Genomic DNA, 15,124 nt, shown 5'->3' with positions numbered 1-15,124 from the left:
GAGTGTATAAATTATTACTTGGTATCTTAACGGTATGCCTAACAGGTTGCTTAGATACCAAAGAAAAAACGCTAGAAGAAAAGAATCAGGGCTTAGTTTATTGCGCTGAGGCTAACCCTGTGTCGTTCAATCCCCAAGTGACGACCACGGGTTCGACGATCGATATTATTGCAAATCAATTGTATGACCGTTTGATCAGTATCGATCCCGTGACCGCTGAATTTAAAAGTGAACTGGCCACTGACTGGAAAATAAGTAAAGACGGCAAGTCAGTTACCTTTACCTTGCGCAAAGGAGTGAAGTTTCATACTACTGCATACTTTACCCCAAGCAGAGAGTTTAACGCTGATGATGTAATCTTTACCTTTAGCCGTTTATTCGATGTGTATAATCCTTATCACTTTGTTGGGGATGCCAATTACCCTTATTTTCAAAGTGTCGGCATCGACCAGCTAATTCGGCAAATTGTTCGCGTGTCCGACTACCAAGTGCGCTTTGAATTATTTAATGCCGAAAGCAGCTTTTTAGCCAATATGGCAACTGATTTTGCAGTGGTTTTGTCTCGCGAATATGCCATGCAATTAAAACAGCGCGACCAAGTTAATCTTTTTGATCAATACCCTGTTGGTACTGGCCCCTATGTTTATAAAGAGTATCGGCGCGATCACTTAGTACGCTATTATCGTAATCCTGGCTATTGGAAACACCATGTAGTGCTGGAGCAGTTGGTTTACGACATCACCCCAAATGGCACCACCCGAATTGCAAAAATGCTCACTAAAGAGTGTGATGTAACCGCACACCCAAGTAGCGCACAGTTAAGTATTTTAGCCCAACGCGACGACATTAACGTACAAAAAGAAACCAATCTTAATGTAGGTTATTGGGCGTTTAATACCGAGCGCCCACCATTTGACGATTTAAGAGTACGCCAAGCACTGGCCCATGCCATTGACGTTGAAAAAATCATGCAAGCAGTTTATTACGGCAACGGTATTCGTGCGCAATCGTTATTACCGCCAACATCATGGGCATATCAACCACAAGCTAAACTGCCCGGATTTAACCCTGATCAAGCTAAAAAACTGCTGATTGAGGCTGGCCTTCCTAATGGCTTTGATATGACCATTTGGGCTATGCCAGTGAGCCGAATTTATAATCCTAACGCACGTAAAATGGCCGAGCTAATGCAAAGCGATTTACGAAAAATTGGTGTAAACGTCAGTATCGTTGAGTATGAGTGGAACACCTTTATTCAACGCATAGGTGAACACCGCCATGACAGCGTGTTATTAGGTTGGGCTGCAGATACACCGGATCCAGATAACTTTTTTAGCCCGCTACTCAGTTGTACAGCGGCATTTAGTGGTAAAAACCCTGCGAATTGGTGTGATCCTGAGTTTGACTTACTCTTGACACAAGCGCTTGATACCACCGATTTAGCCAAACGAAAAGCCTATTATCAACAAGCACAAGCGATGATAGTGCGTGAACTACCTTTATTACCACTTGCCCACGGTATGCGTTTTCAAGCAAGTAGTGCCGATGTAGAAGGTATTCCACTTGGCCCATTTGGCGCAATTTCCTTAGCCAACGCGAGGAAAAAATAATGGTGTTAAATTATATTTTACGCCGTTTAGGCTTACTGTTATTTATGATGTTTACCTTGAGTGTATTTACATTTTCACTCAGTTATTTATTTCCCGGCGATCCGCTTAGTAATTTAAGTGGTATCAGTAATACCAGTTTTTCACAAACCAGTGAACTACAAGAAAAATATCACTTTAACGATAATTATTTAATGCAATATTTTGCTTTTATTGCGCGTATTGTGCAAGGCGACTGGGGCGTGTCGTTCGCTTCGGGCGACAGCGTATTTACTCATATTATCGAGCTATTCCCAGCCACGTTAGAGCTGAGTATTTATGCGTTGATTATTTCTGTTGTGGTTGGCGTTCCGGCAGGTATCTTGGCGGCGGCCTATCATCGGCGCTGGCCAGATAAACTAGTTAACTCCACGACATTAGTGGGCTACTCAATGCCGGTATTTTGGTTAGCTTTGCTGCTGATCATGGTGTTCTCATTACAACTAGGTTGGTTCCCGATGTCAGGGCGAATGGGCTTACTGTACGAGATCCCCTCCCAAACTGGCTTTATTTTGATTGATATTGTATTAGCAGACTTTCCTTATTCTGGTCTAGCAATGCTTGATGCTCTGCATCATTTAACCCTGCCGACCATTGTACTTGCAATGTACCCAACCACTGTATTAGTGCGCTTTACACGAGAGTCTATGTTGCATGTGCTTGAGCAAAGTTTTATTAAAACCGCCCGAGCCAAAGGCTTAAACCGTGCCCAATTAATTATGCATCATGCCTTACGTAATGCCTTATTACCGGTTATAAAACAAATTGGTTTGCAGTTTAGTACCTTGATCACTCTGGCGATGATCACCGAGGTGATTTTTTCATGGCCAGGTGTTGGCCGTTGGTTAATTGATAGTATTTATCAACGAGACTACCCTGCTATTCAAGGTGGCTTATTAGCGGTATCGATGTTTGTAATTCTGGCGACTATTATTGCAGAATTAACCTATACCTTGTTCGACCCGCTGTCACGGAATCAAGCGCATGGCAAAGTTTAATTTATTTTCAGAAGAGTCAAACAAATCGCCATTAGCGCGATTTTGGCGCAAATTTAAATCCAATCATCCTGCCTTAGTGGGGTTATGGATTTTTATCGCCTTTGCTATTTTAGCTGCGGCTGCGCCACTGATTGCTCCATATGGGGTAAACCAGCAACACAGTGATGCGTTACTTATTCCTCCATCGTGGCATGAAATGGGCGATGTACGTTTTATACTTGGTACTGACGATTTAGGTCGCGATGTACTCTCACGGCTTATGAATGGCGCAACTTATACCTTTGGCTTATCAGTCATTGCTGCGCTGATCACCACCATCATAGGTGTGTTAGTAGGCACATTTGCCGGCATTAGCCGAGGTATTCGCTCAAGCTTTTTAAATCATCTACTTGATATAACCTTATCAATACCGTCTTTATTATTAGCGATTATTATTATTGCGATATTAGGCCCAGGCCTGATGAATACCGTGTGGGCAATTATTTTAGCGCTATTACCGCAATTTATTCACTCGGTGCGCAACCTCATCGTCACTGAGCTTAATAAAGATTACATTACTGCATTTAAACTTGATGGCGCATCGAACTGGCATATTCTCTCCAGAGGGATTTTTCCAAATATTTATGAGCATATTGTGGTTATTTTTACTATGGCATTATCAACCGCTATTTTAGATATTTCCGCTTTGGGCTTTTTAAAACTAGGGGCACAACCACCAACCACAGAGTGGGGTGCAATTTTAGCTGAAAATCTGGGTTTAATTTATTTAGCACCTTGGACCGTTGGCTTGCCTGGGGTATTACTCTTTTTAGCCGTGCTGTCGACCAACTTAGTGGGCGACGGGCTACGCCAAGTGCTCAAAGCACGTAAGGCTGACTAAATGCAATTACTTGATATACGAAATCTGACCATAGAGCTGCGCACCTCTGATACCGTTATTCGCGCCGTAGATAGAGTGAACTTGAGCCTCAAAGAAGGTGAAGTACATGCATTAGTGGGCGAATCTGGCTCAGGTAAAAGCTTAATTGCTAAAGCCATTGTGGGTGTATTAAATAAACGCTGGCACATCACCGCCGACCGTATGCATTGGCGCGGTGTGGATCTAATGCGCTTATCAAGCGAACAACGGCGTAAAATTGTAGGCAGTGACATCGCAATGATTTATCAAGATCCTAGTCGTTGTCTTGATCCTACCGCAAAAATATTTGAGCAAATAGCCGAAACGCTCCCAGAAATAACAGGCTCCGGGTTTTTCTTAAAGCGAAACCGTGAACGTAAGGACCGAGTAAAAGCGCTGATCCACAAAGTGGGCATTAAAGATCACGAAAAAGTACTATCGAGCTATCCTCACGAGCTCTCAGAAGGCGTTTGTCAAAAGGTCATGATTGCTATGGCCATTGCTCGTACACCTAAGTTACTGATTGCCGATGAGCCAACTACAGCTCTTGAAAGTACCACACGAGCACAGGTATTCCGGTTATTAAAAAGTTTAAATCAACTTAAAAACATGTCAATTTTAATGATCTCCCATGAACTTGAAGAAATCATTAATTGGTCTCATTGCATGCATGTACTTTACTGCGGGCAAATGGTTGAAGCAGGTCCAACCCAGCGTATTTTTGCCCAGCCTCGCCACCCTTATACACAAGCATTATTAAAAAGCTTACCGGATTATGAGCAAGGGCTTGCCCATAAAGAACCTTTTTATGCACTAAAAGGGACAATCCCAACCTTACAGCATTTACCTATAGGCTGTCGCCTTGGTCCTCGCTGTCCGCAGGCACAAAAAGCTTGTGTGGTAACACCGCCTTTAACTAAACAACATGGTCATAGTTATGCGTGTCATTTCCCTCTCATTAAGGTGATGAAATAATGCAACCTCTGTTAAAAGTGCAAGCCTTGTCAAAAAGCTTTAACCTGCGTGCAGGGTTATTTTCACGTAAGCGTTTTGAGGTATTAAAAAACATCTCGTTTTGTTTAGAGCAAGGTGAAACACTGGCTATTATTGGCGAAACTGGCTCAGGTAAAAGTACCCTAGCAAAATTACTCGCTGGAGCAGACAGCGCAGATGCTGGGCAAATCCTACTCGATGGCAACATCATCGAAAACAAAGGCGTTCGCGATCAGCAATGCCGCCATATTAGAATGATTTTTCAAGACTCCGAAGCCTCGCTAAACCCAGGTTTAACGATCGGCGATATGCTCGACGATTGCCTGCAATATAATACTTCTTTGGATAAAGTAACTCGCGCTGAAAAAATCACCGCAACACTGTCTAAAGTAGGTTTATTAAACGACCATCAGTATTACTACCCACATATGTTTAGTGGCGGTCAGCTGCAACGTGTCGCTCTAGCACGTGCATTAATACTCGACCCTAAGGTTGTAGTACTTGATGAAGCATTATCATCTCTGGACCCTTCTGTACGCGCACAAACCGTCAACCTGCTACTCAAGCTTCAACAGGACACGGGTCTCAGTTATATCTTGATCACTCACCACTTAAGTTTAGTACGCCACATCAGCGATCAACTTGTAGTACTCGATCACGGTGAAATTGTTGAATACGGTAGAACAGAGGATGTATTCCAAAAGCCACAATCAAAAGTCACTCAGAAGTTGCTAAGTTGCTGAAGGTAGAACTTTAAGCGGTAAGTTTTAGCGAAAAGAATTGTATAGGTGCTAGATTCTAGGAAAAGCCAGAGTAGCTCGGCATTAAATTTATCGCGTTGGTTGGCTTGATAGCAACGAAACCCAAACTGCTAAAAGCGAACATATAACAAGTCACTTTAATGCCCGTTCATGGCACAAAAATGTCTAATCTCTAACTCTTTTGTGAGTATTTAATATCTTCTTCTAAGCGTAACGTTTCTTAACCTCTTTGTGAATAATTAAAACAACCGACAATGCAAAGTTTTGATATATAGCAATAAAATATTTTTATGCCGTTACTCAATGGTATAAGCGCGAGATGTCCCGCGCAGAAACAGAAATATACCCGTTAAGCCGGTTGAATTAATGATTCAACAATTTTTAACGCTTTAATTTCATTTTCATCGGTAATACCATCAGCTTCAATGACTTGTTTAAGCAGCTCTAATACAAACTCCCTCATGGATTGATCGACAATATGTGTCATTCGATGCTGAATAAATGACTCGATGTCACCACTTTGCACTGCCAAAACACATTTGCTTGTCATATCAATTATATAGTTATCAAGAGCAATGACAGAATTCCACTCAATTTTATGCGCCCAGGTTTCGACGACTCTCAACTCTTCTTGTGCAATAGAGCCATCAACAGCGACAAATAATAACGCAAGGTCTAACAGTGATTCTTTTTGTAACTGTTCAACACAGATACCCATATCAAAGTTATTTAATAACTGCTCAAATTTCATGATGTTCCCTTAATAATATAGAGGTAATGCTATTGAGCTTATACTAAGTCTGCTAAAAAGTAATCAAAATAGGTTCGGTAGATTGGGGGGGAATTTATTTATACTTGAACTCAGATATCTGCCTGTTAAAAAATAAAAAAAGGCGCCAATGGCGCCTTTTCATTATTTAATTAAGCATTACTCTGTGGCGGCTTGCGCTTTAGGTAAGTTTAATTCTGCATTTGCTTTTAAAGCTTCAATGAATACCATGTAGTTTTTGTTAACTTGGGCCATAGTAATATTTTGCTTAAGCTGTGCGTCAATTTCGCCTTCAACAGTAGCGTTAGTAACTGTTTTAAGTGCTACGATTGCCGCGTCACCGTTGTTTAGGTCAACTTTTTCAACTACTGGTGTGTCAGTTGGGTGTGCCATTTTAAAGGCATGTTGAACGATTGCAGGCGAAACAGTGTAAGCTTGACGGGTTAGTGCCGCTTCTTGACGAAGTTCTAAGCTTTGCTCAGTTACTAGGTCATTTAAGCTCTTGCCAGCTTCAATCTCAGCATACAGCGTTGTTGCTTTTTCTTTCGCAAGCTCTGATGCTTTTTCACTAACTAAACGTGCTTTAATTTGCTCTGATACATCAGCAAGTGCTTTTGTTGCAGCTGGTACATGCTCTTTAACACGCACTAACACAACATGCTCATCGCCCACTTCGATAACCTCAGAGTTCATTTTATCTTCAAGCACATCTGGTGAGAAGATTGCAGCTAATACCGCTGGTGTATTAAGCGGCGCAGGTAGAGAATTACGGTCAACTAATGCTGTTGTTTGTACTTCAACACCGGCAACTTCTGCAGCATCAACTAAGGTATCTGAAATTTCAAATGCAATAGCGCCCATTTCTGTTTGCTTTTCATAGAATGCATTTACTTTTTCAGTACGCTCAAGCTCAGCACGTAAATCAGCTTTAACAGTGTCATACGCTTTTACTTGTTGGCTCTGAATATCAGTTAACTGAATAATATGGTAACCAAACTCAGATTGTACAACGTCTGAAAAATCCCCTTTGTTTGCCAATGCGAATGCCGCATCTTCAAAAGCAGGATCCATCATGTCACGTTCGATCCAATCTAAATCACCGCCCATTTCAGCACTAACGATATCATCAGATGATGATTCTGCTAACGCTGCAAAGTCACCGCCTTGTTGTAATTGTGCTAACAAGTCTTCTGCTTTGGCTTTTGCTGCATCATCGTCTTCACTGTTATCAATTAAGATATGCGACACACGGCGTTTTTCAGGTTCGGCGTATTGTGCTTTGTTTTGATCATAATATGCTTTAACGTCAGCTTCGCTAACATGAGTTTCAAGTGTTAGGTTAGCTGCATTTAAATCAATGTAGTTTACTGATACTTGCTCAGGCGCTAAAAACTGCGACATATTTAGGTCATAGTAATCGGCAATTTCTTGCTCTGTTACCGTCACGTTTTGCTGTAAAGACTCTTTGCTGATCACGACATAGTCAATACTACGCGTTTGCTGTTGTAGCGCAACGGCATTAGCCAATTCGCTATTTAGAGCGAAATCGGTGCCTGCAACCGCTGAAATTAGCTGGCTTCGGGTCATTTCTTCACGTAAATATTCACGAAATGCGTCAGGTTGGAAGTTCATTTGACGGATAACTTGTAAGTAACGATCGTTGTTAAATTGCCCACCAATTTGGAAGTATGGCAATTCTAAAATCGCTTTACGAACACTGTCGTCACTAACACGTAAACCAAGTTCGGCCGCTAGTTGAGTTTGCAATTCTTGTTGTACTAGACGGTCAACGACGCCTTGACGAATTTGTGCCATGTAATTTGGATCAGCAGCAATTTGTGCAAAGTATTCGCCAAATTGTTGCTCTAAACGTGCACGTTCATTTTGGAACGCACGGCTAAACTCGGTTTGGCTAATTTTAACTCCATTTACTTCAGCTACGGGCTGCTCTGTGGTTTGACCTAAGTAACCACCGATCCCTGCTAAGGCAAAAGATAAAATCACCGCGCCTAAAATAATTTTAGCTACCGGTCCTTGTGAACCTTCTCTGATTTTCTCAAGCATTTATTTATCTCTATTCTATTCGAGGCAGAAATCGCCTTGCTTATGTAAAAAAAGCGTATCTTACCAGATACGCTTTTTTACTTGAAGCAGTTGGCGAGAAAGAACGTTAATTAAGCTGTAAAAGCGATTAACTTCTTACACTACCAAACTAACTCACTAAAGAGCAGTGATTAGCTGTTACATGCATCTTTAAGCGCTTTACCTGCTTTAAAAGCAGGGATAGTCGCTGCAGCGATTTGAATTGTTTCGCCTGTTTGTGGGTTACGGCCTGAACGTGCAGCACGTTCACGTACTGAGAAAGTACCGAAACCAACCAATGCTACTGAATCGCCATCTTTAAGAGCGCCAGAAACAGCCTCGATGAATGAATCAAGTGCACGACCCGCAGCCGCTTTAGAAATGTCAGCATCAGCTGCGATTTGATCGATTAATTGAGATTTATTCACAATATCATCCTCTTTCATTGTTATTATCAAGAGCGATTGTTTTTTAAACTAACATCACTATTTTGAAAATTTTAGAGCAAACTTTTTCATGCTCATACGATTGTAATTTTTCTTCAGCCTAGGCCACATAAGGCCTCGGCTTGAAAACCAGTGCTTAACTTATCATACCATCTAGATTTGAAAAGCCCTTTAAAGCACTTTTTTTCGCTTTTTTACTGGTTTTTTGATGTTTCGACTGAAAAACTCTCAACTGGGTGTACTAAAGCCAGTTTTAAAACCTCATCAATCCACGTAACTGGGTGAATATCAAGTCCTGCCAATACATTGTCAGGGATCTCTTTTAAATCACGTTCGTTAATTTTTGGAATAATGACCGTTTTAATTCCACCGCGATGAGCGGCTAATAGTTTCTCTTTTAAGCCACCAATTGGTAATACTTCACCACGTAAGGTGATTTCACCCGTCATCGCCACATCAGCACGTACCGGGTTACCTGTAAGACTTGATACCAAACCTGTTACCATCGCGGCGCCAGCACTTGGTCCATCTTTTGGAGTTGCCCCCTCAGGTACGTGAACATGAATATCACGTTTTTCGTAAAAATCACTGTTAATACGAAATGCATCAGCGCGATTACGTACAACTGTCATAGCTGCTTGAATCGACTCTTGCATTACATCGCCTAGTGACCCGGTGTAGCTTAGTTTACCTTTGCCTGGTACTGCGGCACATTCGATGGTCAGCAAATCACCGCCCACTTCAGTCCACGCTAAACCTGTAACTTGGCCAATGCGATCGCCGTCTTCAGCTTTACCATAATCATAGCGCTGCACACCTAAGAAATCTTCAAGGTTGTCAGCGTTAATAGTGACTGTTTTAGTGCCTTTTTCAAGCAAGATATTCTTCACCGCTTTACGGCATAACTTAGATATTTCGCGTTCTAAGTTACGTACGCCCGCTTCACGGGTGTAATAACGAATAATGCCGATGATTGCACTGTCTTCGATGATTAATTCGCCATCTTTTAAGCCATTGCGTTTAACTTGTTTAACAATTAAATGCTCTTTGGCAATATTCAGCTTTTCGTCTTCGGTATAACCCGATAGGCGGATGACTTCCATACGATCCAATAACGGGCCTGGAATATTAAAGCTGTTTGATGTTGCCACGAACATTACATCAGATAAGTCATAATCAACTTCTAAGTAATGATCTGCAAAATGGCTATTTTGCTCTGGATCAAGTACTTCAAGCAGTGCCGATGCAGGATCGCCACGCATATCTGATGACATTTTATCGATTTCATCTAACAAGAATAATGGATTTTTAACGCCCACTTTACTCATGTTTTGAATCAACTTACCTGGCATTGAACCTATGTAAGTACGACGGTGGCCACGAATTTCTGCTTCATCACGTACACCACCTAGTGCCATACGAATATACTTACGCCCTGTAGAGCGAGCAATCGATTGACCTAATGACGTTTTACCAACACCCGGTGGACCCACAAGGCACAAAATTGGCCCTTTGAGTTTATTGGTACGCTGTTGCACAGCGAGATATTCAATGATTCGTTCTTTGACTTTATCAAGACCGTGATGGTCGCTGTCTAAAATCTTTTGTGCGCCCGCTAAGTCTTTTTTCACTTTCGAACGTTTTTTCCATGGCACATTAATTAATGTGTCTATGTATGAACGCACAACCGTGGCTTCTGCCGACATCGGCGACATCATTTTAAGCTTAGCAAGTTCAGAGTTCGCTTTTTCTTGCGCGTCATTGCTCATACCTGATTCTTCAATGCGCTTTTTCAGTGCTTCGAATTCATCTGGTACGTCGTCAAGCTCGCCTAATTCTTTTTGAATGGCTTTCATTTGCTCATTAAGATAATACTCACGTTGCGACTTTTCCATCTGCTTTTTAACGCGGGTACGAATTTTTTTCTCAACTTGCAGTAAATCAATTTCACCTTCCATCAACGCCATTAAATATTCAAGACGTTCTGTAACATTGGTGATTTCGAGTACTTTTTGCTTTTCAGGCACTTTCAGCGGCATGTGCGCTGCCATAGTATCGGCAAGGCGCGGCGCTTCATCAATGCCACTGACCGAGGTTAACACCTCTGGTGGTATTTTTTTATTTAGCTTTACATAGCCTTCAAACTGACTGATGGCACTGCGAATAAATACATCTTGCTCTTGCTCATCGATTTCTTCTGAACCAATAAACTGCGCATTAGCAACAAAAAAGTCTTCATTATCAATAAAGCTTTCTAGTTTTGCTCGCTGTGTGCCTTCAACCAGTACTTTGACTGTGCCATCAGGTAGTTTAAGCAATTGTAATACCGTGGCTATGGTACCAACACGGTAAATATCATCTTGCTCAGGCTCATCCACGGTCGCGTCTTTTTGCGCAACAAGGAAAATTTGTTTGTCTTTATCCATTGCCGCTTCAAGGCATTTTATTGATTTTTCACGGCCTACAAAAAGCGGGATCACCATGTGCGGATATACCACGACATCGCGCAGTGCTAGCACCGGGATTTCGACTCGATCTGTTCTCTCAAGCGTCATTATTTTTCTCTTCGCTCTTCATTTATTTTAAAGATTACTCAAGTATATGGGGATAACCTAAGTAAAGTTCAACAATTTAACGCAACTGGATTAAATAAATTATAAAAAAAGGAGCACTAGGCTCCTTTTTATTATCAAAATGAGTAAATTTTACTCAGACGCTGCTTTATCTTGGCTAGCGCTTTGATAAATCAAAATAGGATCTGATTCACCTTTGATCACGGTTTCGTCAATCACGACTTTGCTGACGTTTTCCATTGAAGGAAGTTCGTACATAGTATCAAGTAACACCGCTTCAACGATTGAACGAAGACCACGGGCACCTGTTTTACGCTCCATCGCTTTATGAGCGATAGCACGCAGTGCGTCATCACGGAATTCAAGTTCAACGTCTTCCATACCAAATAATGCGCCGTACTGTTTCGTTAAGGCGTTTTTAGGCTCATTTAATATTTGCACTAAAGCCGACTCATCGAGTTCAGTTAACGTTGCCACAACAGGTAAACGACCGATGAATTCTGGGATCAAACCATATTTCACTAAATCTTCTGGCTCAACATCTTTAAATGTTTCACTTAAAGAACGGCTCGCCGCAGATTCTTTTACGTTAACCCCAAAACCGATACCGGTATTTTTATGGCTACGCTGCTCGATCACTTTATCAAGACCAGAGAATGCGCCACCACAGATGAATAAGATTTTAGAGGTGTCTACCTGTAAAAACTCTTGCTGTGGGTGTTTACGTCCGCCTTGTGGTGGCACAGATGCCACAGTACCTTCAATTAGTTTGAGCAGTGCTTGTTGCACGCCCTCACCAGATACATCACGAGTGATCGACGGGTTATCAGATTTACGTGAAATTTTGTCAATCTCATCAATATAAACAATACCACGTTGCGCTTTTTCTACATCGTAATCACATTTTTGTAGCAACTTTTGAATGATGTTTTCAACATCTTCGCCCACATAACCAGCTTCAGTTAGTGTGGTTGCATCGGCCATTGTAAACGGCACATCTAATAAACGCGCTAACGTTTCAGCTAATAATGTTTTACCACTGCCGGTTGGGCCAATAAGTAAGATATTACTTTTGCCTAACTCAATATCCGTTTTACCGGTTTGATTACGCAAACGTTTGTAGTGATTGTAAACCGCTACTGACAGTACTTTTTTGGCGTGATCTTGACCAATAACATAATCATCTAAATGATTACGAATTTCTTTTGGTGCAGGCAGTTTATCAGAGGTATTGTGCTTTGGCGCAATGTCTTTGATCTCTTCCCTGATAATGTCGTTGCATAGCTCAACACATTCATCACAAATGTATACTGAAGGGCCAGCAATTAACTTACGAACTTCATGCTGGCTTTTGCCACAAAAAGAGCAGTATAACAATTTATTACTTTTGTCGCCGTCTGTAGGAGTGTCAGACATTCAGCTACCTCATCTTATTCGTTGGCTGCCAAACTACTTAGCAGCTATTTTAATACGCTTAACTATACCAAAAAATATTGGTTTTCACAGTGTAAACAGCTCAAGCTAGCACCGTTAGTTACCAGCTTGTATTTGTTACTTGCTGTCGCGACTAGTAAATACCGCATCAACTAAACCATAATCAACAGCTTGGCTGGCGCTCATGAAGTTATCACGGTCTGTATCTTTTGAAATCACATCTAATGGTTGGCCGGTATGCTCTGCCATTAAACGGTTTAGTTTATCTTTAATAGACAAAATTTCTTTGGCGTGTATTTCAAAATCAGATGCTTGACCTTGGAAACCGCCTAATGGTTGGTGGATCATCACGCGTGAATTAGGTAAACAATAACGTTTACCTTTTGCACCAGCAGTCAATAAAAATGCTCCCATGCTCGCCGCTTGGCCAACACAAATAGTGCTTACATCTGGTTTAATGAAATTCATAGTGTCATAAATCGCCATACCCGCAGTCACTGAACCGCCCGGCGAATTAATATATAAAAAGATATCTTTTTCTGGGTTTTCTGATTCTAAAAATAGCATTTGCGCTAAGATCAGATTAGCCATGTTGTCTTCAACTTGACCTGTTAAAAAAATGATTCGCTCTTTTAATAGTCTCGAATAAATATCATACGAGCGCTCGCCTTTCGCTGTTTGTTCAACAACCATAGGTACTAATGCATTGAGTGGATCTGTAATACCAGTGTTCATATTTATCTAATTCCTTATGCGCTTATACTTATCCTTATTATAAGGAAGCATAGTTATTTTTTGGCGAAATTGAAGGCCACAAACTAAAATGGCTCGGGCACACTGCATAATACAGAGTAACACGAGCCATTTAATCGTTAGCGAGGGCTTAAGTCAATGACTTATTAAGCACCTTGCTGTGGATTCATGATGTCATCAAATGCTTTTTCAACGTCAGTCACATTTGCTTTAGCTAAAATAGCTTCAACAGCTTGCTCTTCCATTGCTACATTACGCATTTGTTGCATAAGTTGATCATTTGCTTTGTAGTATTCTACAACTTCAGTTGGATCTTCGTATGCAGAAGCCACTGTTGCAATTAATGCTTCAACTTTTGAATCATCAACTTTGATCTCGTTCGCTTTAATTACTTCACCTAATAATAGGCCAGTCTTAACGCGTGTTACTGCTTGTTCATGGAACAATTCTGCTGGAAGCTCAGGCATGTTTTTAGCGTCGCCACCAAAACGTTGTGCAGCTTGTTGACGTAGTGCATCAATTTCTTGATCTACTAGGGCTTTAGGCACTTCGATTTCGTTGTTAGCTAAAAGACCTTTAATTGCTTGGTCTTTCACGTTAGCTTTAACCGCTTGGTCAAGTTCACGTGTCATGTTCTTTTTAACTTCTTCTTTAAGAGCGTCAACACCGCCTTCAGTTACACCAAACTTGGTTGCGAATTCTTCGCTAAGTTCAGGTAGCTCTTGCGCTTCAACTTTCTTCACTGTGATAGTGAATTGAGCTGCTTTGCCTTTAAGATTTTCAGCATGGTAATCTTCAGGGAAAGTTACGTCAGAAACAACTTCCTCGCCTGCTTTTTTACCTACGATGTTATCTTCAAAACCTGGGATCATACGACCTTGACCAAGTTCTAATGGGAAGTCTTCAGCTTTTCCGCCTTCGAATACTTCACCGTCGATAGTACCTACGAAATCAACCGTTACACGGTCTTTTTCGCCAGCAGCCACATCAACTTCAGCCCATGATGCATGTTGCTTACGAAGTGTTTCTAGCATGTTTGCTAAATCTTCATCAGTAACTGATACAGCTGGTTTTTCTACAGTAATTTTATCTAAACCTTGAACTTCAACTTCAGGGTAAACTTCAAATGTTGCTGAGAACTCTAAATCTTTACCCGCTTCAAGTGCTTTAGGAGCAAATGTTGGTGCGCCAGCTGGGTTAATTTTTTCAGAAACGATTGCTTCGATGTAATTACGTTGCATTAATTCACCAGCAACTTCCTGACGAACTGCGCCACCGTAACGTTTGTTGATTACAGACGTTGGTACTTTACCAGGACGGAAACCATCAATACGCTGGGTTTTAGACAGTTGTTGTAAGCGTTTTTTTACTTCGGTCTCAACGTTCTCTGCAGGAACGGTGATGGTCAGACGGCGCTCAAGGCCTTGAGTCGTCTCAACAGAAACTTGCATGATATACCTCAATCTTCAATTTTGGCGACTGTTCGCCTTCCTTACAAACACGGTAATCACTATGCGTTTTGGCACGTTTAAAGTCATTTAAGCGACTTATCAACCCCATCTTCACTATAAGATACCAATGCTGCTCTGCCCTTCGGGCACTATGTTAAACAATAGACGCGGCATTATAACCTAATATTTATGATAGTCGAGTCTAGGGGGCAATTATTTGGTCAGATAGCGGATTAAGCAAGCATAGCGAATGAAAAGTAGGCGTTTTAGCTATCAGCTATCAGCTATCAGCTATCAGCTATCAGCTATCAGCTATCAGC

At 41.4% G+C, this 15,124-nt stretch carries 12 protein-coding genes; 5 read left to right on the top strand and 7 right to left on the bottom strand.

Annotation, left to right across the window (positions count from 1 at the left end; translation table 11 throughout):
* The first annotated feature begins 2 nt into the window (after positions 1–2).
* From H5162_RS05720 to H5162_RS05700, 5 genes are read left to right on the top strand one after another with little or no spacing between them, the layout of a single operon-like run.
* Complete coding sequence (locus H5162_RS05720; RefSeq protein WP_182777942.1) at positions 3–1,610, top strand: ABC transporter substrate-binding protein; 1,608 nt, start codon at positions 3–5, stop codon at positions 1,608–1,610.
* On the top strand, positions 1,610–2,644 hold the full coding sequence (locus tag H5162_RS05715) for an ABC transporter permease subunit (protein WP_145241448.1): 1,035 nt from the start codon (positions 1,610–1,612) through the stop codon (positions 2,642–2,644). The genes H5162_RS05720 and H5162_RS05715 overlap by 1 nt, the downstream gene beginning before the upstream one ends.
* Positions 2,631–3,524, top strand: coding sequence for an ABC transporter permease subunit (locus H5162_RS05710; RefSeq protein WP_145241450.1), 894 nt, complete (start codon positions 2,631–2,633; stop codon positions 3,522–3,524). Before H5162_RS05715 ends, H5162_RS05710 begins: the two co-directional genes overlap by 14 nt.
* Positions 3,525–4,517: an oligopeptide/dipeptide ABC transporter ATP-binding protein gene (locus tag H5162_RS05705; RefSeq protein ID WP_145241453.1), complete on the top strand. Its 993-nt coding sequence runs from the start codon at positions 3,525–3,527 to the stop codon at positions 4,515–4,517.
* Entirely contained in the window at positions 4,517–5,278 is a 762-nt protein-coding gene (locus tag H5162_RS05700; RefSeq protein WP_145241455.1) for an ATP-binding cassette domain-containing protein, read from the top strand. The genes H5162_RS05705 and H5162_RS05700 overlap by 1 nt, the downstream gene beginning before the upstream one ends.
* Before the next feature lie 367 nt (positions 5,279–5,645).
* Here the strand turns inward: H5162_RS05700 and H5162_RS05695 are convergent, their stop codons facing one another.
* From H5162_RS05695 to tig, 7 genes are all read right to left on the bottom strand, one after another.
* Complete coding sequence (locus tag H5162_RS05695) at positions 5,646–6,047, bottom strand: hypothetical protein (protein ID WP_145241457.1); 402 nt, start codon at positions 6,045–6,047, stop codon at positions 5,646–5,648.
* A 177-nt stretch (positions 6,048–6,224) separates the two neighbouring features.
* Positions 6,225–8,129 carry a peptidylprolyl isomerase gene (ppiD, locus tag H5162_RS05690; RefSeq protein ID WP_182732484.1) on the bottom strand — a complete coding sequence of 635 codons (1,905 nt, stop codon included), beginning with the start codon at positions 8,127–8,129 and terminating at the stop codon, positions 6,225–6,227.
* A gap of 170 nt (positions 8,130–8,299) precedes the next feature.
* Positions 8,300–8,602 (bottom strand): HU family DNA-binding protein, encoded by a 303-nt coding sequence (locus H5162_RS05685; RefSeq protein ID WP_301562686.1) that lies wholly within the window; start codon positions 8,600–8,602, stop codon positions 8,300–8,302.
* Positions 8,603–8,787: 185 nt separating this feature from the next.
* Complete coding sequence (lon, locus tag H5162_RS05680) at positions 8,788–11,148, bottom strand: endopeptidase La (RefSeq protein ID WP_145241462.1); 2,361 nt, start codon at positions 11,146–11,148, stop codon at positions 8,788–8,790.
* Between the two features lie 150 nt (positions 11,149–11,298).
* Positions 11,299–12,582, bottom strand: coding sequence for an ATP-dependent protease ATP-binding subunit ClpX (gene clpX / locus H5162_RS05675; protein ID WP_145241464.1), 1,284 nt, complete (start codon positions 12,580–12,582; stop codon positions 11,299–11,301).
* Between the two features lie 135 nt (positions 12,583–12,717).
* Positions 12,718–13,335 carry an ATP-dependent Clp endopeptidase proteolytic subunit ClpP gene (gene clpP / locus H5162_RS05670; protein ID WP_145241466.1) on the bottom strand — a complete coding sequence of 206 codons (618 nt, stop codon included), beginning with the start codon at positions 13,333–13,335 and terminating at the stop codon, positions 12,718–12,720.
* A gap of 164 nt (positions 13,336–13,499) precedes the next feature.
* A complete protein-coding gene (gene tig / locus H5162_RS05665) occupies positions 13,500–14,804 on the bottom strand; it encodes a trigger factor (protein WP_145241468.1) in 1,305 nt (434 codons plus the stop codon).
* Positions 14,805–15,124: the final 320 nt, after the last annotated feature.

It is taken from the genome of Pseudoalteromonas sp. SR41-8 (assembly GCF_014163915.1).
GTDB classification, from domain to species: Bacteria; Pseudomonadota; Gammaproteobacteria; order Enterobacterales; family Alteromonadaceae; genus Pseudoalteromonas; species Pseudoalteromonas rhizosphaerae.
The sequence above is the reverse complement of the archived record's forward strand: the minus strand, read 5'-3'. Positions and strand labels throughout refer to the sequence as shown.